Source organism: Ruegeria sp. E8, assembly GCF_056533985.1.
Window position 1 is genome coordinate 1 of record NZ_JBQFOY010000023.1, and the last position, 21,948, is coordinate 21,948.

Here is a 21,948-nt window from a genome sequence, read left to right on the forward strand (position 1 = left end):
CATCGCAGACCCAATAATGCCAAACGCATGCTTGATACCATGCATCTGCAGCGTCTTAACAAAGGCCTCTTCTGTCGTCATCTTCATCGGTTCATTTCCTTCCAAGGTCACTGAAGACCTGATAAAATTACAGTATTTCGTCTCTTAAGTAGTAGCCGACATAGGCCATGCGCTGACCAAGTCGCCGGAACGGGGTCAGGATGCCATGGCTGGGCAAGGGCGAGGTGAAAATCGGCAACTGGAATGCCTTGTCCTTCGCTCCGGCGACGAGCTGCGCCATGCGGCGTCCGGCCTGGGCAGAGTACATGACTCCGTTGCCGCCATATCCCATGGCATAGAACACGCTTTGATCCGGATCGGGTTGGAAAATGCGCGGCATCATGTCGTGGCTGACATCTACCCACCCCCACCAGGAATAGTCGAGGTTGATATCCTCAAGCGCCGGAAACTTTCGAGTGAGACCCTTTTTCAAAAGCTCCAGATGCTTGTCGTTTTCGGCATCACGCCCGGTCACGGCACTGCGGCTGCCGATCTGCATCCGGTTGTCAGGCAGCAAGCGGTAGTAGTGGCGCAAGGTTCGGGTGTCCGTCAGCGGTGATTTCACCTGAATGCCGCATTCGTCCAGCTCGGCCTGGGTCAGCGGCCGTGTCACCATCGAGTTCGAGAGGATCGGCATCAGGCGGTGCTTTGTGCGATTGTTCAAACCCGGAGGAGTGTAGCCAGCGGTCGCCAAAGCCACTGTTTTCGCACGCACAATTCCACCCGGCGTACGCAAGTGATGCACACCGTTCTTGGTTTCCCACCCCATGACAGGGCTGCCGGTGTGGATTTTCACGCCCAGCTTACGCGCCATATTCACATAGCCGAAGGCGAGTTTGCCGGCATGAATGCAAGTTCCGTCGGGTTCCCACATCGCGCCAGCGGCCTCCATGTCGCGCACATGGCTTTCATGCAGCTCATCGCGGGAAATGATACGCGAGCCGTAGCCGAACACGTCGTTCAGAAGCTTGCTCTCTTTCTTGAGCGACGGCATGACCTTTTCGCGGTGCGCGATGTAGTAATGCCCACCCGGCTGTGGATCACAATCGATGTCGTCCGATGCGATCAGATCATTGAACAGCTCGAAAGCTTCGGTGACCTCGGCGTGCATGCCTTTGGCCACATCCGTCCCCCAGCGCTGAATCCACTGCGACCGCTTCAGTCGCCCGGATGAGATCTGGGCCTGCCCGCCATTGCGGGTCGAGCAGCCCCAGGCCACAGTATTTGCTTCAAGAACAATGGCTTGGATGCCATGCTCTTTCGCAAGGTGGATGGCCGTGGACAGGCCGGTATAGCCCGACCCGATCACCACAACATCCGCGTCCATATCGCTGGACACGGGTCCATCATCGGTCGGTGGCGTTCCGGCCGTTCCTATCCAGTATGTGGGCGCGTGGTCGCGATTATGACCCGGACCCGCATCGATGATGGGGTCGTATTTGGGATCGTAGCTGGCCTTGGGCCAGTGACGCGGGATGCTGTTGTCCACCATTCTTGTTTTTCTCCTGGCTGGTGCGCTTGGCGGCAGATCAGGCTTTGAACATCGGGCGCGTCTTGCGAAGCGCTTGTTTTACAACGATTTTACCGTCACGTACTGTGAACAGGTCTGCTCCTTCCGCTTCGATCCGCATGCCGTTTGCATCGGTACCCGAGAAGGTCCATTCCGACACCGCGCGGTCACCATGGACAAAGTGGCTGTGGTGATCCCAATGGGCGTCCTTCATGCCCGCCCAGACGCCCGAGAACGCGGCGGCGATGGCTTCGGCGCCTTCGACCTTGTTGCCGTATTTCTCGTCACCGGCGACGGTGTAGAACACGCAGTCATCGGCGAAGTGAGTCATCACGCCGTCGATGTCGTGGCGGTTGAACGCGTCAAACGTATCCGCCAGATCCTGCGCAGTCAGGGTTTTGCTCATTTTGTACTTCCTTTTCAGAGGGGTTGTTACGTTTCGTCCCGGTATGGAACGATGAGTGTGGGGATATCCGCACGACGCAACACACGCTTGGCGACTGTGCCAAGGAACGTGTGCGAAAACCCGTGGTCGTGAGCTCCCAAAACGATCAAGTCACAATTCAATTGGTGCGCGCGTCGCAGGATCACTTCAGCGGGGTATCCGTCAATGATCTCGATGGTTTCGATCTGATCCTGGATTCCGCGGTCAGCTTCGGGCAAGGCAGCCCAGAACGCCTTTTGCCGCTCGGTCAGCACCGCCTTAACGTGGTCATGGCGTGCTTTTAAGGCTTCGGCACGCGACCCTGTATCCTGCATGAACATGCGTAGAGTAATCAACGCGTCGTCACTTAGGGGTTCGGAGACGTGCAAAACATGCAGCTTTGCCCCTGTTGACGCGGCCAGACTGGCCGCGTGCTTTAAGGCATAGGTGGAGTTTCGCGACAAATCAGTCGCGAAAAGGATCTGCGTAATCGTTTGTTTCATGGTTTCAGTTCCCTTTTCCGTTCATTCGCGCCTAGTAGCCGAACACGCGTGGCAACCAGAGCGATATCTCGGGGAAGAACGCGATGATGAAGATCGCAACTGTGTTGATGAAGGCAAACGGCAGGGCGCGTAACGAAATCTCTTCGATAGAGATTTTCGATATCCCCGACGCAATGAACAGGTTTTCACCCAGCGGTGGTGTCTGGAACCCGATGCCAAGCGTACAAACCATTACCACCCCAAAGTGGATCGGATCGATGCCGACGCTATACGCTACAGGCAGCATCACCGGAACCAGGATCAGGATCGTGGCCAGTGTTTCCATGAACATGCCCACAAACAAAAGGAACAGGATCACAAGTGTCCAGATCACATAGATGTTGTCGGTGAAGGACAGCATACCTTGCGCGATGACAGCCGGTACCTGGTTTTCAACCAGAAGTCGCCCGAACACTGTTGCGGTGAACATTATCAGCAAAACCCGGCCAGTCAGCCAAGTTGTGGTTTCCAATGCACCGAACAGGCTGCTCCACGACAGCTCACGATAGATAAACGCGCCCACGATTAGCGTATAGAAGATCGCAACAATGGCCGCTTCTGTAGGCGTGAAATATCCCGAATAGATGCCACCCAGGATCACTACAGGTGCCATAAGCGCCCAGAAGCCACGATACATCTCGCACCACATATGGCGCGCTGACCAGCCATCGGTACTGCCAGTGTAGTTGTTCTTTTTGGCAAGTATGTAGTTCATCAGCAGCAAACTGCCTGCGATCAGGAAGGCGGGCATAAATCCGGCGATGAAGAGTTTCGGGATCGAAACAGTCTGGAACTGGCCAAATTCTTCAACCGCTTCGGGTGGGGGCGGCATGCCCAATGCTGCAATGCCAAAAATGATCAGCGGGATGGATGGCGGGATAACGATACCCAGACCACCTGATGACGCGGTAATGGCCGACGAGAAGCCCTTTGAATAGCCACGATCAATCATGGCCGGGATCATCAGCATGCCGACAGCGGCGGTCGTCGCCGGACCAGAGCCCGAGATTGCGCCGAAGAACAGACACGCCATGACGGTTGCAGCTGACATGCCGCCCGTGAACGGACCAGCGAAACTTTCAGCGACGTTTATAAGCCTTCGCGACAGCCCCGACGCCTCCATCAGCGCGCCAGCCAGAATGAAAGCGGGCAACGCCATCAGGGGGAAGGATCCGACCGAGGTAAAGGCGATCTGAACGAATTTGATAGGATTTTCACCCAGGTAGAGGAAGGTGATCAGAGTCGAGACGCCAAGCGCCACAGTGATCGGAGCACCGATGAACAGCAGAAACAGAAATCCGCCAAACAACAGTGGGATAATTTCAGCGCCCATTACTTTTCTCCCTCAGAGCTGGAAATGCCATGGCTATGGCTTTCGACTTCGGCTTTGACGGCGTCGAGATCAATCGCATCCGGATCAACCATCTCTTCATCCAGCACGAGTTTTCGGTAGTTCACCTGGATCACGCGGATGGTCATAAGGGTGAACGCGATGGGAAGGACGATATAGACCCAGCTAAGGTGGAACCCGAGGGTCTGCGAAGACTGGAAACGGTTCATCTTGTTGAAGATGAAATCAATCGCCAGATAGACAAAGACGACGTTGAAAAAGATCCAGAAAAGATCCGCGAACGCCTCGATGTATTTGATCGCGCGGGGCGATAAGAACTTGAACTGAAATGTCACCCTGTTGTGAGCGCCCATCTTTGCGGCATAACTGGCGCCAAAGAAGACAAACCAGACGAACATGTAGATCGACAGTTCTTCGACCCAGGAAAACGAGAATGCAAAAAGCGTTCTCACGACAACCTGAAGAAACAACAGACAAACGAATATCGCCAACAATGTGCGACAGATATAGCTTTCGATGTTGTCTACAAATCCCCAAAATTTCGACATCTGACCCTCCCTTACTTGTTGGGGGCACCGTTAAGTGCCCCCATTTTCATTAACCTATTGGTCTTTGATTATTGCGAAACCGGTTCGCGACCGATTTCGGCCAGCACAGCGTTGAGTTTTTCAACACCGCCAATGCTTTCATAGAACTTTGGCCACACAGCGGTGGTTGCCAATTCGATGAACTCAGCTTCGTCGTTCTCAGGGTCAACGATTTCCATGCCTTTTTCGATCAGGAGCTCTTTGATTTCGGCTTCTTTTGCCCGCAGGAAGTCAGCCGAGGCCTGCGTTGCTGCCTTGCCAGCTTCGAGGACAATTGCTTGATCCTCGGCGGACAGTTCCTGGAACACCTGCTCGGAAATGATGAGCGGTTCGATCGAGAAAATGTAACGAATGTTGGTCACATATTTCTGAACTTCGTAGAACTTCATCGCGTTGATGGTGGTGTAAGGGTTGTCCTGACCGTCGACAACTTTGGTCTGCAGACCGGCAAAAGTTTCCGACCATGCCATCGGCGTCGGGCTGATGCCCCAGGCCTTGTAGGTGTCGATCATGATCTCGTTCTTGGGAACGCGAATTACGAGGCCTTCCAGATCGGCAACCGATTTGACTGGCTTTTTCGAGTTGGTGAGGACGCGGAAGCCTGTGTAGGTCCAGGCGATGATGCGAACACCGGCGTCATTGATGGTGTTTTCAGTCAGTTCCTGACCAATTGGGCCCTGGGTCAGTTTCTCGGCGTCTTCAAGGCTAAGGATAACGTAAGGCAGGGTGAACACGCCGACTGTCGGCGAGAACGGGGTGATGTTGTTGATCGCCAGCAGTGACATATCGAGTGTGCCAATGGCTGCGTCGTTGACGGTATCCTGCTCGGATCCGAGCTGGCCGTTAAGGAAAAGAGTTGCCGTATGTTTGCCACCCGATAGCTCTTCGAGGGCGGCTATGAAGCCGAGTCCCGTTGCCTCTTGGCTAGAACCGCCGCTGTCGCCAACCGCGATCTTAAAGTTCTTCGCGTCAGCCGCACCCGCAGCCATCAGAGCCGCGACGGAAACAGCAGCCGTAAAGCCGCCAAGCTTTTTGATAAATGACATGGATTCCCTCCCATATGTCGTGTTTCGAGGTGCGCGCTGACCTGGGGAGAAGTAGGTCAGTCCGATTCTGCCTCGGCGCCATGAGGCTATCTTGCCATATTGGTTTCGACGTTGTTAATATTTGCGTGAAAGGTTTCATATTTATCGAACTATCAGAATGCGACACAATTCACTTGCGACCCGGATCGGGGATACGGACATTCGTCTTTTGCGGGTTTTCAAGACTGTAGCGGAAAGCGGCGGGCTGACCGCGGCGGAGGTTGAGCTCAATGTCGGGAAATCCACGATCTCCAAACATTTGTCAGATCTCGAAGTGCGGTTGAACCTGAAGCTGTGCAACCGCGGCCCGGCGGGGTTTTCACTCACGGAAGACGGCGAAAAAGTGCTGGCGGCTGCGGATGACCTGCTGATTTCCGTTTCGCAGTTCCGAACCGAAGTCAACGAGATCAAACAGCAGTTGGCGGGCAGTATTCGAGTGGCCTTGTTCGACCAGTGTGCAACCAACCCCGAAGCCCGGCTGGCACGCACTATTCACAAGTTCAACGAAGCCGCACCAGCAGTTCATATCGAGCTGTCGCTGGAGCCTCCGAACGTGATTGAGACAATGGTGATCAGCGGGCATCTGGATGTTGGTGTCATCGCATTGCACAGGCCTTCGGCAAGCCTGCAATACACGCCGTTATACGGCGAAGACATGTACCTGTATTGCGGGCAGGAACATCCCCTGTTTAATCGGTCGGAGGCGGAGTTGAAGTTGAGTGATCTTCGCAAACTCAACTACGCGGGCCTGAACGTAAACTCTCCCAATCTTATCGTCGGACAGCAACTTGGCTTTCGACGGGCCGCCAAAGTGCAGAACGAACAAGCTTTGGTGATCCTGATACTTTCAGGCCGTTATCTTGGCTTTCTTCCGGAGCATCTGGCACAGGAATTTGTCGATCAGGGGCTTATGAAGCAGATTTTGCCGCAGGAAATCAAATACCGAACCCGCTTTGCTGCAGTGGCCCGGAAACAACCCGCGCCGACGCGCGTGGCCAAGCTGTTTCTCGAGACATTGGTGAAGGTACATTCTCAGGTATAGCGCGCGCGTTCAGGGTCTTCGGGGTATCCGGCAAGCACCCGTCCCGCGTCTGAAATCAGCGCGCGACGGGTTTGGAGGGCAGATCAATCGCAGGCTGCGGTGACGATCATCTCGACCTTCAGGATATCACGCGCCAGCTTAGCCTCTCCGCAGGCGCGGGCCGGGGCGTGGCCTTCGGGCACCCAGGCATCCCAGACCGCGTTCATTTCGGCAAAATCCGCCATGTCCGACAACCAGATCACACATTGCAGGATGCGCGTCTTGTCGCTGCCGGCCTTTTCCAGCAGGTCCTCGATCTTGGCGAGGATGTCGCGCGTCTGATCCGCAACGGTCGCAGCATCCGAGACCTGACCGCACAGGTAAGCAGTTCCGTTATGTTTGACGATGCGGCTCATGCGCTGGCCGGTTTCGATGCGAGTGATGGTCACGGCTGAGTTCTCCTGTCACGGAAGGGTTGTTCCCGTCGGCGATAGAGTGAATTGGCGCGGACTGCCAGCCCGATGTTCTGGGCGAACACTTCCAACCCATGGGATCGGCCTGATCGGACCGGCATCGCGCGGATGTATCGTGATCAGCCCTTTTGCGGTGACTTGAACAGGTCCTTGCGCAAGGTCATCAAAGCTTTGGGGTCAATTTTCGCCTGAATAACAGTGGCTTCGTTGGACGCGATGGCCTGTTGCAGCGCCGGGCCCATACCGCCGGGTCCATCGACCCAGATGCCCTTGCCGCCGCACAATTCCGCAAATTTGTCGTAACGGGGCGAACGGATTTCGGCCCCCAGCAACCGGCCGCCGTAGAATTCCTGCTGATACGCCTTTTCCGCCCCCCAGGCTTCATTGTCCAGAACGACAATGGTGATCGGCAGGTTGTTTTGAATGGCCGTTTGTATCTCGATCATCGTGTAACCGACCGCGCCGTCACCCATAAGGGCCACCACCGGGCGATCCGGTGCGGCGGCCTTGGCCCCGATTGCGGCAGCGAGGCCAAAGCCGACAAGGCCGAAATCCAAAGGTGTGATCAGGGACATCGGCGCGTAATGCGCCAGCCGGTCCGCAGCCTGAAGGCAGGTATTGCCGGTGTCCAGTGTCACGATGGCGTCTTCCGGCAGGGTGGCGCGGATTTCGGCCAGCGCGCGGCGCGGGTGCATGGGTAGGCTATCCAGTTCTGCTTCAGCCGCGCGCTCGGCTGCGAGGTCGGCCATGTCAGCGCGAAACGCCTCGCGCCATGGATCGCAATCGGGACGTGTCGCGACAGCAGTCAGGGCCCCGGCTGTCAGGCGGGCGTCGCCTTGGGCTGCGATTTCGGCGGGGAAATAGCGGCCCACCGCTGCGCCTTCGATGTCGACATGGGCGATGCGGGTGCCGGCCCCGACATAGTCGTTGGAATGAAAGGTCGAGTTGAATCCCAACCGCGCGCCCAGCACCACCATGACGTCCGCCTCACGCGTCAATTGGCTGGCGACCGTGTTTCCGCGCGGGCCTGCCTGCCCTGCAAACCACGGATGGCCGTGGCGCATCACGTCGGCATGTCCGGTCGAGGCCACCACCGGCACCTCGAGCTTTTCGGCCAGCGCTGTCAGGGCGTCGCGCCCTGCCCCCCATTTGAAGCCTCCGCCAGCGAAGATCACCGGCCTTTCGGCTCCCGACAGCAGCTCGGCAATTGCGGCGATGTCAGAGGGCGCGGCTGGGCCCGGGCGCGCAATATTCACCGGAGCAGGATCGAAATCCGGTATCTCGGCGGCAAACAGATCGCGCGGGACATGCAGAACAACCGGTCCGCGCCGCCCCGTGTTGGCCAGCCGGATCGCGTCTTCCAGCATCGGTGCCAGCCGCGCGGGGTCTGTCACCATGACAGAGCGTTTGGAAATGGGCGCAAACAGCGCCACCTGATCGATTTCCTGAAACGTATCCTTACATTGATCGGCGCGGGTGATCGCACCGGCAATCACCACCAACGGAGAATAGGCAAGCTGTGCCTCGGCGACCGCTGTCACGATGTTGACCACGCCGGGTCCGGCCTGTGCGCCCAGAACCACGCCAGGTTTGCCCGTCATCCGCGCCCAGGCATCCGCCATGTGGCCCGCCGCCCGTTCGTCACGCGCCCCGACATAGGCGATCTGACCGCCCTGATACATGGCGTCATAGAGTTCGAGCATCGAACCGCCCAAGAGGCCAAATACAGTGTCGATGCCATTGGCCTTCAGAACGCGGTAGACGGCTTCGCCGCCATTGATGGTGGTCATGATCATTCTCCGGAAATTTGGCGTTCAATCTGGCGGGCAAAGCGCAGCAGCCGCGCGTCCGATCCTTTGGGACCGGTGATGTGAAGGCCCACGGGCATACCGTCCGAGGACCGGCCCATGGGGATGGAAATCGATGGCAGCTCCATCGGCGGTGTCAGAGTGACGGTGCGCCAGTCCTCGGTGATTTCGCCATCGCGTAAGTCAGCGCTGAACGGTAGCCCGGTAGCGGTGGGCCAAAGGGCGAAATCGTAGCGGGTGAAGAAGGCGGCCACCGAGTTCCAAATCTGACGGCGGGTGGTCTGATAGGCGATCAGGTCAGCCAGGCTTTGCCCTTCACCCTGAGCGCAGGCGGTGCGAAAGCTTTCCCCTGCCAGTGCCATATCGGGGTTCAGGGTCGCGCGAATTTGCAGGGCGCATTGACCGCGGATGATATCGCCATGCGCAAGCAGCGGGGCAAGGTCCGGGGCCGTGTCTTCATCGACCTGCCAACCCAGATCGCGGTACAGATCGGCAACCGGGGCCAAGGCCGCCTGAACGGATGGATCCACGGCGGCGCCGAATGGGGCAAGGCACAGCGCAACAGTCCCGGGCGAGAGCGGAATGTCGAGCTTGGCCGGGTTCACGTAGCTGCCGGTGTAACCCAATGGTTGATTGGACGTCGCGCCCTGCATCACGCCGAGCATCAGGGCGAGGTCCGTGACGGTGCGCGCCATCGGGCATGGGACGGACAGCCCGTCGAACGGGGCCGGGTTCGGGTCCATGGGCACCAATCCCGAAGTTGGCCGCATCCCCACAACGCCACACCACGCGGCGGGCGTGCGGGCGCTGCCGCCCAGATCCGAGCCATCGGCAAGCGCGACCATGTTGGCGGCCAGCGCCGCGGCGGCCCCGCCTGAACTTCCAGCAACCGTCTTCTCCGGGTTCAACGGATTGCGCGTTGTGCCGGACACAAGGTTTGTGGTCTGGCCGGAAAAGGTGAACTCGGGCGTGTTCGTTTTGCCGACGATCACTGCCCCGGCGGCGCGCAGACGTGCGACGTGGAGCGCGTCCTTGGACGGGGCATGCTCGGAAAAGCTGTTTGATCCGTGCGTGGTGCGCAAGCCTACGGTGTCAAAGCAGTCTTTGATCGCGATGGGCAACCCGTGCAGCGGCCCCGCGAACTCCCCTCGGGCGGCCATCTGGTCCAGCTCATCGGCACGGGCGCTGGCGGCGTCCCAATCCAGCGTGACAAAGGCGTTCACCCCGACTGTGTCGTCTTCGATCCGCGCGCGGTGGGCTGCCAGAACTTCGGCGCTGCTCAGGGTTCGGGCGTGCAGATCGTCCGCAAGCTCGGTGGCCGATTTCTGAATGATGGCGTGTGATTGCAGCACGGGTCACTCCTCGGATCGGGGTCGCAGATTCTGCGGGTCGAGAAGCGCATCCTGATGGATGGTTGCCGGGATGTCACGGTTCAGAATTCGGACGCTGAGGCCGATTTGCGGCGTGCCTGTGCGGACGAACAACCAACCCAGTGATTTACCAATGGTATACCCGTAGCCGCCGGAAGTGGTCAGGCCCACGGCTTGCCCGTTCAGCAGTACCGGCTCACCTCCGTGAATGTCGATGTCGTCGGAATGCAGCTCTGCATAGAAGAGCTGCCACGAAGGATCGCGGCTTAGCAGCGCGTCACGGCCCAGAAAGTCACGGCCCTCGCCAACAATAAAACGCTCGAGCCCAACGTCAAGCGGGCCGACATCCGTGGTCAATTCGCCGCTGGCCCGATAGGCTTTTTCCATGCGCATCCCGTTGAATGCGTAGGAACCCAGATCGATCAGCCCGTGCTTGGCACCCGCATCGAACAAGGCGTCATACAGATCGCCGATCTGGTCCAACGGCGCGTGAAGCTCCCACCCCAACTCGCCCACAAATGAGACGCGCAAGGCGTAGCAAGGGATGCCCGCAACGCGGATTTCCTGCCCCGACAGCCACGGGAAAGTGCGGTTGGACAGGTCGGCATCGGTGAGCTCGGACAGGATGCGGCGGGTGGCCGGGCCAGACAGGCCCAGCATCCCCCAGTCTGCCGAGCGGTTGATCATCGTTACATCTTCACCGGGGCGGATATGCGATTTGATCCAATCGAAATCCGGCGTGGCGCGCGCGATGGGGGAACCGGTGAAAAACCGATCTTCGGCAATCCGCCATATGGTGATTTCCGTCTCGAACCGGCCCTGTGAGGTGAGCAGGTAGTTGAGGCTCATCCTCCCGTCCTTTGACGGGATACGGTTGGCGGAAAGCCTGTCCAGCAGAGCGCCAGCATCTTTGCCCGAGATCTCGAACTGGGCAAAGGCGCAGAGGTCGATGACACCGGCGGCACGGCGCGTAGCTTTGGCCTCGGCCATCGCATTTGCATGCCAGGGCTGATGGCCCCAGCCAATGCTTTCGACCTCACCCGCTTCGCCGAAGTATCGCGGGCGCTCCCACCCGGCGATTTCACCGAAAACAGCACCCTTGGCGGCAAGTCGGTCGTAAAGCGGGTGCTTTTTCAGTGGTCGGAGGCTGTGGAACTGCTTGCCCGGACACGGTGTATCGTGGCGGCGCATGAACTCGTCCTTGGTGCGCTCGACAATGAAATTGTCCGAGGCGAAATCCCCATAGCGGCGGGGATCAAAACCACGCGTGTTGATCTCGGCCTCGCCATGCACCATCCAGTCGGCCAGCACCTTGCCCGCGCCGCCACCCCAGGCCAGACCGATGGACGAGCCACAGGACAGCCAGACATTCGGCGCGCCCGAAGGACCGACCAGCATGCCGCCATCGGGGGTGTGCGTGATGGCCCCACGCACGACCCGTTTGATGCCAAGCTCGGCCAGGATCGGCATCTTGTCGAAGGCCACCGTCAGGAAATCGCCAATCGAGTCGTAATCGGCCTGAAACAGCTCATTCTCTGCCGCCCATGGCGCGCCTTCGGGCATTTCCCAGACAGTGGGACAGACATGGCCTTCATAGATGCCGATCAGGCCGGATTTCTGTTCCTGCCGAATGTAGCCGCCATAGGCGTTGTCGCGCATCACCGGCAGTTCCGGGCGGTCCGCAAACTGGGGCACCGTGTCGGTCACAAGGTAATGGTGCAAGCACGACACCGAAGGGATTTTCAGCCCGAACCACTCCCCCACCTGATTGGCGTAAGACCCGGCGGCGATCACCACATGTTCGACCAGCACATCGCCTTTTTCGGTGCGCAGCAGCCACATGTCGCCTTTGCGGGACGCCCCGATCACCCGGTTGTGCCGTTCGATCCGCGCACCGCGCGACCGGGTTGCGGCGGCCAGTGCCATGGTCACGCTAGAGGGGTCGATATGCCCATCCTCATAAGTGCGCACCGCGGCTTTCACATCATCGACCTTGTAGAAAGGATTGACCTGCGCCACCTCCTCGGGGCCGATCAGGTCCATTGGCAGGTTCAGCAGCTTGCCCACGCCCATGATCGACTTCATCCAGTCGACCTCATCATCGGTGGTAGCAATGCGGATGCCTCCGACCTCGTGCCAGCCGATGCTTTGCCCGGTCTCGGCCTGGACGCGTTTGTAGGTCTCGATCGAGGTCTTGTTGATCCACCCCATCAGGCGGCTGCCGACGGCATGGGCGATCTGCCCGGCGGCGTGCCATGTGGACCCGCTGGTCAGTTCCGCCTTTTCGAACAGGATCGTGTCGGTCCAGCCATTCTCGGCCAGCTGGAACTGCGCTGCCACGCCCATGATGCCGCCACCGATGATGGCCACGCGGGTGGTTTGGATCGTGTCGCTCATGCGAAGGCTACCTTTGCGGGTTTGAGAGAGACTTTGCCTGCAAAGCGGGCGCAGGCGATTTCGACTTCGAACCCGGTCAGGACGTCTTGGGTTTCCAAGAGGTCCAGCGGCGCGTTGATCAGTCCAAGCGCCACGGAACGGCCAAACCGGTAGCTCCACGCGGCTGAGGTGATCTGCCCCACGACTTTGCCATCAAAGTAAATGGGTTCATCATGCAGCGGGATCGCAGCGGGATCGTCGAACAGGATCGAAACGATCCGCCGGTTGGGTTGGTGATCCCGCAGGGCGTTTTCACCGACAAACCCAGAGCCCATGGCACAGAACGCGCCCAACCCGGCCTCAAGCGGCGTGGTGCCCGGAGTGAGTTCGTGGCCAAAGGCGCGGAAGCCGCTTTCTATGCGCAGCGACCCGCTGGCATAAAGCCCCGCATGGCTTGCCCCAGCCGCGACCAGCGCTTCGTGCGCGGCCATGGCCATATCTGCCGGGATATAGAGTTCATAGCCTTCTTCGCCGGTGAAACTCAGCCGCCCCGCCCAGCCCCGGGCCAAACCAATCTCGACCGGGGCGAAACTGAACCGTTTGAGATCGGGAACCGGTGTATTTGTCGTGGCTTGCAGCACCTCGCGCGCCTGCGCACCGGCCAGGCCCAATATGGCATAGCCGCTGGTCACATCGGTGAATTCGGCCCGACAGTCACCCCGAGTTTCGCGCATCCGCTGCATCACGCGCACGGTTTCAGCGGCCCCGACAATCAGCAGATAAGCGTCGGGCCCGTGGCGCTGCACCGTCAGATCGCTTTCCACCCCGCCTTTCGTGTTCAGAATCTGGGTGTAAGCGATGCGGCCCACAGGCACATCCATCTGCGCGGCGCAGAGCCGATTCAGAAAGGCGCAGGCATCCGGCCCCTGCACCATGATCTTGCCAAAGGCGCTTTGATCCAGAATGGCTGCGCCTGACCGGCAGGTTTCAACCTCGCGCCCGACCTGTTCGCGCCACACTGGAACGCCAAAGGTCAGCGGCAGATGGGCGGCCTCGCCTCCGAAATGCACGGCGCGCTCCCAGCCGCCGCGCGCTTCGAACCGCGCCCCGGCGGCGACAAGGCCCGCGTGGATGGGCGAGCGGCGCTGACCCCTTGCGGTTTCCATCGAGCGTCCGGGGTAAGGGTTGTCGTAGTGGCGGCCCAGAACCTCGGGGATGCGGGCCTCCAACGCGCCCAGAACGTTCATCTCGGGGCTGAAGCGGCGAATATCGGCCTCATTCAACTCCATCGTCGGTTCGCCGGCGATGATCCATTCGGCCATGGCCTTGCCCGCGCCGCCTGCCAGCGCGATGCCGGTAGAGTTCATTCCGCCCATCAGAAACAGCCCCGGCACCTCTGGGCTTTCGCCCAGCATGAACTGGCTGTCGAGCGTGAAGCTTTCCGGCCCGTTCAGCAACATCCGTACTTCGGCCCGTTCCAGCGCGGGAATACGGCGCAGGGCATTCTCCATCATCGGCATGAAATGGTCCCAATCCTCGTCCAGCAGATCGAACGAGAAATCGGCAGGCAACCGATCCAGCGGCAGCCCTTTGGCATGAGGTTCGAAGCTGCCGACCAGCAGCCCCTCGACATCGTCCCGGGCATAGAGGAACGCATCCTGATCGTTCAGCGTGGGCAGATGCGCGCCCTTTCCCAGCGCCTGAACCTCGGGCAGCGGTTTGGTCAGGATGTAGAAATGTTCGCAGGCATAAAGCGGCATATGCGCCCCGGCCATGGCCGCCACCTCGCGCGACCAGAGACCGCAGGCGATCACCACTTCGTCGGCTTCGATAACGTGGTCACCGACCTCAACACCCGAAATCCGCCCGCCTTTCTTTTGCAGACCGGTCACGCGCGTGTCTTCAAAGATCTGAACACCACGCGCCCGCGCGCCCTTGGACAGCGCCAGGGCCACGTCGGAGGGGTTGACCCGACCATCCGAAGGCGACCAGACCGCGCCGATCACATCGTCAACCTCGGTCAGCGGCCACAGATCCTTGGCGCGGGTCGCATCCACCACCTCGGCCTCAAGCCCGAAGGCCCGGCCCAGCGAGACCTGGCGTTTGATGTTGGTCAGCCGGTCCGGGTTGGTGGCAAGCGTCAGCGAGCCGGTCTGGGTCCAGCCGGTGGCTTGGCCTGTTTCTTGTTCCAGCTCGCCATAAAGGTCAATGGAATAGTTGATCAGCCTGGTCAGCGTCGCCGAAGGGCGCAAGCGCCGCACCAGTCCTGCCGCGTGCCATGTGGTGCCGCTGGTCAGTTTCGAGCGTTCGAGGACAACAATGTCCTTCCGGCCCTCGCGCGCCAGATGGTAAGCGATCGAGCAGCCGATAACGCCGCCCCCAATGATGACGGTGCGGGCGTGGGTGGGCAGGCTCATGTCAGCACTCCGTCGCGGATGAGGTCGGAAATGGTGTCGCGGAAATGTGCGACGGCCTCGTCGATCAGATCGGGTGTGTGCGGCAGGCCGGTGACGCAGGAGGTGAAGGACATGAAATCCACGCCTCGTTCCAACAGCCCGTCACGCAGGCCTTTGACAACCGCGGGCGGGGTTTTGCGGATCGCAGCGGCGTCCAGCCCGTCAATGGACCGACCGCCGAAATAGAGGTGGCAGGTCGAACTGTCGCCATAGGCCAGCGCCTGCACGTCCAGTGCCTGAAACACCGCGTTGAAGCCATCGCGCAGGCGCGCGGCCATTGCGTCGGCGTGGGTCTGAACGTCGCCGGTCGAGAGGATTTCCATTGCCTTGATTGCCCCCGCAGCGACCAAGGGGGCCGCGTTGAAAGTGCCTTTGTGGCTGACCGGAGGCGACAGGCCGTCACGGGTTTCACCGGGGCTAAGCAGTTTCATGATCTCGGCCCGGCCCACAACGGCCCCGCCGGGCAAACCGCCGGTGACGACCTTGGCCAGAGTTGTCAGGTCCGGCGTCACCCCGTCACGCGCCTGTCGCCCGCCCGGAGACCAGCGCAGGCCGGTGATCACCTCGTCAAAGATCAGCACATGGCCAGTTTTTTCCGTCAGCGCCCGCACCCCTTGCAAGAACCCGTCAGGCAGCGGCACTGAGCCGTAATTCGCGCCGGATGCCTCAACAAACACGGTTCCGATCTGGGGGTCGCGGTCCAACAGATCGGTAATCGCATCCAGGTTCGGTGGGGCCACCACAGTCAGATCGGACACGGCCTGCGGTACGCCCATCGACGGGGCGGTGTTGGTGCCGGGTTTGGCCCCCTTGATCAGCATGTCATGCCAGCCGTGGAAATGGCCATCAATGCGCAACACCTTGTCCCGTCCCGAATGCGCGCGGCCCAGCCGCAGCGCCAGCATCGTCGATTCCGTACCGGACCCGGTAAAACGCACCCTCTCGGCGGAAGGGAACAGCCGGTTGAGCCATTCGGCCCATTCAATCTCGAGCGGGTGACAGTCGGCAGTGTAAGGCATCTGCGTCATCTGCCGGGCCACGGCCTCGGCTATTTCGGGGTGGGCGTGGCCCAGAATCTGACTGGCGGCCCCCAGTTTGAAATCGATATAGCGTTTGCCGTCCACATCCCATTTCTCGGCCCCTTGGGCGCGTTCGAAATAGATCGGATGCGGGGTTTTATAGCGCAGCTCGTGGCTGACGCCGCCGGGCATCACCGCATGGGCGCGGTTGCTGAGAGAGTGGCTTTTCATGAGGGTCTGCCGATCTGGTGTCGTGCAAGGCGGATGTCGAAACGGGCGCGCAGCGTCTGGTCGATTTCGTCTGGAATGTGCCGGGGAAAATGGCTGGCCAGAATGTCGCGCGCTTTTTGCCGGGCGATGTCGCCAACCGGATGGCTGCCGTCTTCCTGCCATTCCCGCGGCGTTCTGCGATCCCCGATTTCGGGATAGAAATAGTCCGATTTCATGCGGTTGAACGTGTGCTGCTCGCCCAGATAATGCCCTTCGCCCCGGCAGACGTCGGCAATTACATCTGCGGCAATATTCTCGGGCGTGGCTTCGATCCCGCGCAGGGTGCGCAGGATGTTGCCCAGCATGTCATTGTCACTGACATAAGCGGCGTGGCTGACGCCCAGCAGGCTGGCCTGCATCCCCGCGGCCTGGGTGACGATGTTCGAGCCCGCATGGGCGGCCATGGTCACGGCCAGCGATTTCTCGGCCCCGTATTGTGCATCCAGACATTTGGCGTCGGTAATGCCCGCGATGGACGAGGTCGGCAGGTCGAAATGCCGCCCCATCTGCGCGGCCCCGGCCATCAGGATCGCCTGTTCGCCACCTCCGCCACACATTGAACCCGTACGCAGGTCTGCAACCAGCGGTTTGGGGGCAAAGATCGCTTTGACCTGCGGGTCGACAAGGCGGGCGAACACCAGCCCGGCCAGTGTTTCGGCAACGGCCTGAACCAAAGAGCCAGCGATAGTCGCGGGGCTGGTTGCACCGGCCTGCCCCGCGCTGATCAACTGAACCGGAAAACCTGCCAGAATTGCGGCTTCGAGAACCTCGCACGCTTCTTCGGCAAAACGCATGGGTGGCACGACATGGCAGACCATCACGGTCAGGAACGGGCGGGTGCGAAAGGCGGCCTCACCCCCTGCGATGGCATAGCACAGCTCGGCAATGTCAGAGACGTTGCCCGGTTCGCTGATCGAGATCGACACATGTTTGGCCGTGCCGGTCAGGCAGGCATAGGCGGTGTTGAGGTCCATCACCGCGTTGTCTTCGATATCTCGGGCCACGACCGATCGGCTGAAGTGATGGATATTGTCCATCTGGTCGACGATCCGCGCCGCGTCATAGAGATCGAGCAGCGTTGAGTCCCGATAGTCGCCCGTGTCGAGGTCAAACACTCCGGGAGCCGCGCCGCCGGTCGACATGTGAACGCGCTTTTGACTGATGTGCAGGTCATGCTCCGACGTTTGCCCGCACAGTGTAAAGTCACGTGTGGCTTCAGTGATTGATTTGCGCACGAGCTGTCGCGGAAAAAGCAGCCGATTGTCTTTGGTCACCGAACCGCCGGCGGCAACCACCTTGTCGATCATCGAAGGAATGGCCTGGCTCAGCCCCAGTGTTTCCAGCAGGGACAGCGCGGTTTCTTCGACCAGCGCGACCTCTTCCGGGGAAAGAGGTTTCATACGTCCACCGGAAATACCCGGCCACACGGGCGGGTTCGAAATGGGTTCCGATGTTTCGTTCAGGCGCTGCTTGCGGCCACGCCTGCGGGCTGTTGAGGGCATTTTACATGAGTCCAACTTGCGTACCTTTGATATTTGCAGGCATCATACGCTGTTTACAAATGGTCTTTCCTCAGCGATTAGTGAGTTCAACTCATCATTCAGGCCATCATGTTTCCGTCCCTCTCCGCCTTGCGTGCCTTCGATGCCGCTGCAAAGACCGGTAGTTTTCGCGCGGCGGCCGAGCGTCTTGCGGTGACGCCCACCGCAATCAGCCACCATATCAGAGGCCTTGAGGATCAGCTTGGAACACTGCTGTTTGAACGCGCCGGGCGTGAAGTCCGGCTGACGGAAGACGGGGCGCGACTTGCAGAAACAACGTCGCAGGCTTTTGGCATGTTGGAAGAAACTGTTGGGGCCCTTCGCAGAACATCCCGCAAGGTTGTGCGCCTAGCTGCTGGCCCCATTTTCACGGCCCGCTGGCTGATGCCACGGATCAGCGATTTGTGGCAGAGATTCCCGGGGGTCGAGCTGGAGGTGGTGCCATCCTACCGCCCGCGCATGGATGACCAGACAAAGGCGGACATCGTCATAAGCTGGCAGCGCCTTGCCGACATGCCCCACAGCGCAACCAAACTGCTGGAGCTGCGCCCGGTCGCGATTGCCAGCGAAAAATACATCAACCTGCACGGCCCCATCAATGCGCCCAAGGATCTGCTGGCCAAGCCCATTTTGCATCAGCGGAATCACTGGGGCTGGCTGGATTGGTTTGCCGCTCTGAACGTGCAGCCCGTTTCACCGCTGATGGGTGTTGTGTTCGAGGACGCCAACGTTTTGCTGCGCGGTGCCGCAGAAGGGCAAGGGGCTGTGGTCGGCTGGCTGCCCCTGATTGATCAGGACCTCAGAGAAGGCCGGGTTGTGCGCCTGTTCGACGAAGACATCACGCCAACCCACGGATATTTCGTCGAGGCGCAGGAAGGTGGCCGAAACAGGCGCGAGATTCAGAAAGTGACCGAGTGGCTGGTTTCCCAAGGCATGAACTGAGCGGCACGTAATGCGCTCCAACCTGCCGCGTCGTCGAAAACATTTGCTTCTGTGACAGGATCAAATGGCTGATGGACCTTTTCCCGGGTGTGTCCGGATTGGGATAACGGGGTTCGACGCAAGCAGCGGTACCGTTCAAATTAGTAGCTGGGATACGTACCCCTCAAATCTATTTCCGTCTCTTGTTTCGATCAGAAACCCAAAGCGCTTCCGGATTTGATAGTATCCATCGACACGAAGGTTTTGAACTTTCGAATATTGCTGTTTTCAAAGAACATCCGCCGGGTGAAATCCTCGTAGACCGCCATGCTTTCGACGACCACGACCACCATAAAATCCACCTCTCCGGTCACGTAAAAGCACTGTTGGACTTCCGGGGCGTTCAGCAGAGTTTTCTTGACTGCATCAATCTCGTCCGGGGTTTCGCTGACCAGTTCCAGTTCAACGAATATGGTGAGCTGAAGGCCCACGGCCGCCGGGTCAACAATGGCCACATTGGCGCTGATCACGCCTTCCGCCTCCATCCGGCGGATGCGACGCTGCACCGAGGGTGCAGACAGGTTCACGGCCTCGCCAATCTTGTGCTGCGTGGTTCTGTTGTCTTTCTGCAGGATGCGCAGGATCGCGCGGTCGAAGTCATCTAACTGAGTCATGTGAAAGAAACTTGCATGATTTGCCACAAACTAGAGCCCATTTTTCAGGTTGGTTGCAATAAACTTGTTCCAGTAACTAAAGGCGACAAGTCGAAGAGGGAAAGTTGCCATGACCGCTTTGGCCAAAAGCCTGCGCGCATTGCGCCATGAATTTCATCGCAATCCCGAGCTTGGGTTTCAGGAAGACTGGACTAAGGCGCGGATCGCCGAACATCTGCGAAGCCTTGGCATCGAGGTGCATGAAGGTGTTGGTGTTGTTGGTGTTTTAAAATCGGGCAACGGCAATCGGGCCATCGGGCTGCGCGCGGATTTCGACGCGCTGCCCATCACCGAGATCAACTCGTTTGCCCACAAGTCGCAGAACGAAGGCGTTATGCATGCTTGTGGGCATGACGGCCATACGACGATGCTGCTTGGCGCAGCCGAGCTGCTGGCCAAGGACCCGAGTTTTGATGGCACGGTTGTCTTCCTGTTCCAGCCCAACGAAGAGCACGGGTTGGGTGCCAAGGCCATGATCGATGAAGGCGTTTTGCAAAACTTCCCGATTGATGAGGTTTACGGCGCCCACAATCTGCCGGGTGAGCCTGTCGGGCGGGTAACAACCCGTGCCGGAGTGATCTGTTGCAGCGAAAGCCTGTTCGAAATCACGATCACCGGTCAGGGCGGCCATGCTTCGATGCCCCATGTGGGGCGCGAAACGATCACGCCCGCAGCGGAGCTGGTTCTGGCCTTGCAAACCATCGTCTCACGAAAGCTTGCGCCTTCATCCGGTGCGGTAGTCTCGGTGACCGAGTTCGTCACCGACGGGCAGCGCAATGTTCTTCCGGGGCACACGGTTTTGAAAGGCGATGCGCGGGCGATGTCACCGGAAGACCGCAAGCTGATCGACCGCAACATGCGCCAGATCGCGACGGGTGTGGCCGAAAGCCATGGCGTCGAGGTGAAGGTGGATTTCCGTACCGAATTCATCGAAGCAATCAATGACTCTGATGCCGCTTCCCACGTCGTATCAGTAGCCGCGGCCTTGGGACTGGACGTGGATGGCGACCGCCCTGCCATGTCTTTTTCCGAAGATTTCGCAGAATTTGCCGCTGCAGTACCCGGCTGTTTCCTGCTGATCGGCAATGGCACCGAGGGGTCGAATGGCCGTCCGCTGCATTCGGCGGATTACGATTTCAACGACGAGTTGCTCCCTCTGGGTGCAAATCTCTGGGCGGAACTGGTGCGGCAGCGCCTGCCGCTGAAACCCTGACAGGACATAGGACCATGACAAAAAGCATTACCCATCAGGCGGGTCAACCGGATTTCGGCCCCGCTGCTGAAACTGTTCTGACGCAACAGGATTTCACGCGCGCTACGAATGAAATCATCCGGTGGGAGGGGTATGCGCCCACGCCCTTGCATTCCCTGCCCTCTTTGGCCGCCGAAATTGGCGTCGCAGAAATCTACTATAAGGACGAAGGCCCTCGGTTTGGTCTTGGCAGCTTCAAGGCGCTTGGTGGTGCCTTTGCTGCTTTGCGTGTTCTGCAACGAGAAATCTCGCGGCGGACAGGCAAAGAGGTATCGTTGGAAGATATCCGCACCGGCGGCTGTGCGGAGGACGTTGCCGGGATCACGCTTGTTTCGGCAACCGATGGCAACCATGGCCGGTCTCTGGCCTGGGGATGTCAACGGTTCGGTGCGCCCTGCCGGATTTACATTCACGCAGAGGTCAGTGAAGGCCGCGCGCAGGCCATGCGAGATCTGGGGGCCGACGTCGTGCGTATCGCTGGTGATTATGACGCGTCGGTTGAGCAGTGCCGGCAGGAGGCCGACGAGAATGGCTGGTTTGTGGTCTCGGACACGTCCTGGCCCGGCTACACGGACCCGCCGCGAGATGTGATGTCCGGCTACGGCGTCATGGTGAAAGAGATCGTGGAGGCATTGGACACCGCACCGACGCATGTATTTCTGCAAGGTGGCGTGGGCGGGCTTGCCGGGGCTGTGGCGGCGGCCTTGCGTCAAGCCTGGGGCGATGCATCCCCGCGCGTGGTAATTGTGGAACCGCAACTGGCCGCGTGTTTGTTCGAAAGCGCAAAGCAAGGGCAAGCCGCATCTGTTGAGATTGATGAAGAGACGATTATGGCGGGCCTGTCCTGCGGAGTGCCTTCCCCGATGGCGTGGGAGATATTGCACAGCGAAGCGTCGGATTTCCTGACGATCAGCGATGCGCTGATCCCGCCGACCGTCCGTCGATTGGCGCGTCCTCATGGCGAAGATCCGGTGATCGAGGCTGGCGAGAGCGGCGTTGCCGGACTGGCGGCCTTGATCGAGGCCGCAGGTAGCCCGGAGCTTATGCGGATGCTTGGTTTGTCAGCGCAGTCGCGCGTTCTGACGATCGGTTCCGAGGGCGTGACCGACCCTGAAATTTTCGTCCGGATTATGCAAGGTACCGAGTGATCCGGTCGGATCTCAGCCGGGGTCGATGGCAGTCACAACAGC

The 21,948-nt window shown here is 59.7% G+C and carries 18 protein-coding genes; 4 read left to right on the forward strand and 14 right to left on the reverse strand.

The features are described 5' to 3' along the window. Positions 1 to 127: 127 nt before the first annotated feature. The 6 genes from ACR0LF_RS20780 to ACR0LF_RS20805 form a co-directional block, all read right to left on the reverse strand. Positions 128 to 1,531 (reverse strand): NAD(P)/FAD-dependent oxidoreductase, encoded by a 1,404-nt coding sequence (locus ACR0LF_RS20780; RefSeq protein WP_480583169.1) that lies wholly within the window; start codon positions 1,529 to 1,531, stop codon positions 128 to 130. A gap of 37 nt (positions 1,532 to 1,568) precedes the next feature. Beyond that, the gene (locus tag ACR0LF_RS20785) at positions 1,569 to 1,955 is read right to left on the reverse strand and encodes a nuclear transport factor 2 family protein (RefSeq protein ID WP_209835032.1); all 387 of its coding nucleotides are present in this window, start codon (positions 1,953 to 1,955) and stop codon (positions 1,569 to 1,571) included. 26 nt (positions 1,956 to 1,981) lie between these two features. Next, complete coding sequence (locus tag ACR0LF_RS20790; RefSeq protein ID WP_480583167.1) at positions 1,982 to 2,476, reverse strand: universal stress protein; 495 nt, start codon at positions 2,474 to 2,476, stop codon at positions 1,982 to 1,984. Between the two features lie 31 nt (positions 2,477 to 2,507). After that, on the reverse strand, positions 2,508 to 3,848 hold the full coding sequence (locus ACR0LF_RS20795; protein WP_480583164.1) for a TRAP transporter large permease: 1,341 nt from the start codon (positions 3,846 to 3,848) through the stop codon (positions 2,508 to 2,510). Beyond that, the gene (locus tag ACR0LF_RS20800) at positions 3,848 to 4,414 is read right to left on the reverse strand and encodes a TRAP transporter small permease (RefSeq protein ID WP_480583161.1); all 567 of its coding nucleotides are present in this window, start codon (positions 4,412 to 4,414) and stop codon (positions 3,848 to 3,850) included. Before ACR0LF_RS20800 ends, ACR0LF_RS20795 begins: the two co-directional genes overlap by 1 nt. 68 nt (positions 4,415 to 4,482) lie before the next feature. After that, positions 4,483 to 5,499, reverse strand: a complete 1,017-nt coding sequence (locus ACR0LF_RS20805; protein WP_480583158.1) for a TRAP transporter substrate-binding protein — start codon at positions 5,497 to 5,499, stop codon at positions 4,483 to 4,485. 157 nt (positions 5,500 to 5,656) lie between these two features. Here ACR0LF_RS20805 and ACR0LF_RS20810 point away from each other — a divergent pair, with 157 nt between their 5' ends. Continuing rightward, positions 5,657 to 6,580: a LysR family transcriptional regulator gene (locus ACR0LF_RS20810; protein WP_480583155.1), complete on the forward strand. Its 924-nt coding sequence runs from the start codon at positions 5,657 to 5,659 to the stop codon at positions 6,578 to 6,580. Positions 6,581 to 6,663: 83 nt separating this feature from the next. On the opposite strand, the gene ACR0LF_RS20815 is transcribed toward ACR0LF_RS20810, so the two are convergent. The 7 genes from ACR0LF_RS20815 to ACR0LF_RS20845 form a co-directional block, all read right to left on the reverse strand. Continuing rightward, entirely contained in the window at positions 6,664 to 7,008 is a 345-nt protein-coding gene (locus tag ACR0LF_RS20815) for a RidA family protein (protein WP_480583152.1), read from the reverse strand. A 143-nt stretch (positions 7,009 to 7,151) separates the two neighbouring features. Next, a complete protein-coding gene (locus ACR0LF_RS20820) occupies positions 7,152 to 8,822 on the reverse strand; it encodes a thiamine pyrophosphate-binding protein (protein WP_480583149.1) in 1,671 nt (556 codons plus the stop codon). Positions 8,823 to 8,824: 2 nt separating this feature from the next. After that, positions 8,825 to 10,192, reverse strand: a complete 1,368-nt coding sequence (locus tag ACR0LF_RS20825) for an amidase (RefSeq protein WP_480583146.1) — start codon at positions 10,190 to 10,192, stop codon at positions 8,825 to 8,827. A 3-nt stretch (positions 10,193 to 10,195) separates the two neighbouring features. Continuing rightward, a complete protein-coding gene (locus ACR0LF_RS20830; RefSeq protein ID WP_480583143.1) occupies positions 10,196 to 12,607 on the reverse strand; it encodes a GcvT family protein in 2,412 nt (803 codons plus the stop codon). Then, positions 12,604 to 15,003 carry a GcvT family protein gene (locus ACR0LF_RS20835; protein WP_480583140.1) on the reverse strand — a complete coding sequence of 800 codons (2,400 nt, stop codon included), beginning with the start codon at positions 15,001 to 15,003 and terminating at the stop codon, positions 12,604 to 12,606. Before ACR0LF_RS20835 ends, ACR0LF_RS20830 begins: the two co-directional genes overlap by 4 nt. Beyond that, entirely contained in the window at positions 15,000 to 16,292 is a 1,293-nt protein-coding gene (locus ACR0LF_RS20840) for an aspartate aminotransferase family protein (protein ID WP_480583137.1), read from the reverse strand. The genes ACR0LF_RS20835 and ACR0LF_RS20840 overlap by 4 nt, the downstream gene beginning before the upstream one ends. Beyond that, positions 16,289 to 17,833 (reverse strand): trimethylamine methyltransferase family protein, encoded by a 1,545-nt coding sequence (locus ACR0LF_RS20845; RefSeq protein ID WP_480583134.1) that lies wholly within the window; start codon positions 17,831 to 17,833, stop codon positions 16,289 to 16,291. Before ACR0LF_RS20845 ends, ACR0LF_RS20840 begins: the two co-directional genes overlap by 4 nt. Positions 17,834 to 17,941: 108 nt before the next feature. Here ACR0LF_RS20845 and ACR0LF_RS20850 point away from each other — a divergent pair, with 108 nt between their 5' ends. After that, positions 17,942 to 18,814: a LysR family transcriptional regulator gene (locus ACR0LF_RS20850; RefSeq protein WP_480583131.1), complete on the forward strand. Its 873-nt coding sequence runs from the start codon at positions 17,942 to 17,944 to the stop codon at positions 18,812 to 18,814. Positions 18,815 to 19,005: 191 nt separating this feature from the next. On the opposite strand, the gene ACR0LF_RS20855 is transcribed toward ACR0LF_RS20850, so the two are convergent. Then, positions 19,006 to 19,467: an Lrp/AsnC family transcriptional regulator gene (locus tag ACR0LF_RS20855; protein WP_480583128.1), complete on the reverse strand. Its 462-nt coding sequence runs from the start codon at positions 19,465 to 19,467 to the stop codon at positions 19,006 to 19,008. Positions 19,468 to 19,576: 109 nt separating this feature from the next. Between ACR0LF_RS20855 and ACR0LF_RS20860 the strand changes: the two genes are divergently transcribed. Further along, positions 19,577 to 20,719, forward strand: a complete 1,143-nt coding sequence (locus ACR0LF_RS20860) for an amidohydrolase (RefSeq protein ID WP_480583126.1) — start codon at positions 19,577 to 19,579, stop codon at positions 20,717 to 20,719. 14 nt (positions 20,720 to 20,733) lie between these two features. Then, positions 20,734 to 21,906 (forward strand): diaminopropionate ammonia-lyase, encoded by a 1,173-nt coding sequence (locus tag ACR0LF_RS20865; RefSeq protein WP_480583124.1) that lies wholly within the window; start codon positions 20,734 to 20,736, stop codon positions 21,904 to 21,906. Positions 21,907 to 21,948: the final 42 nt, after the last annotated feature.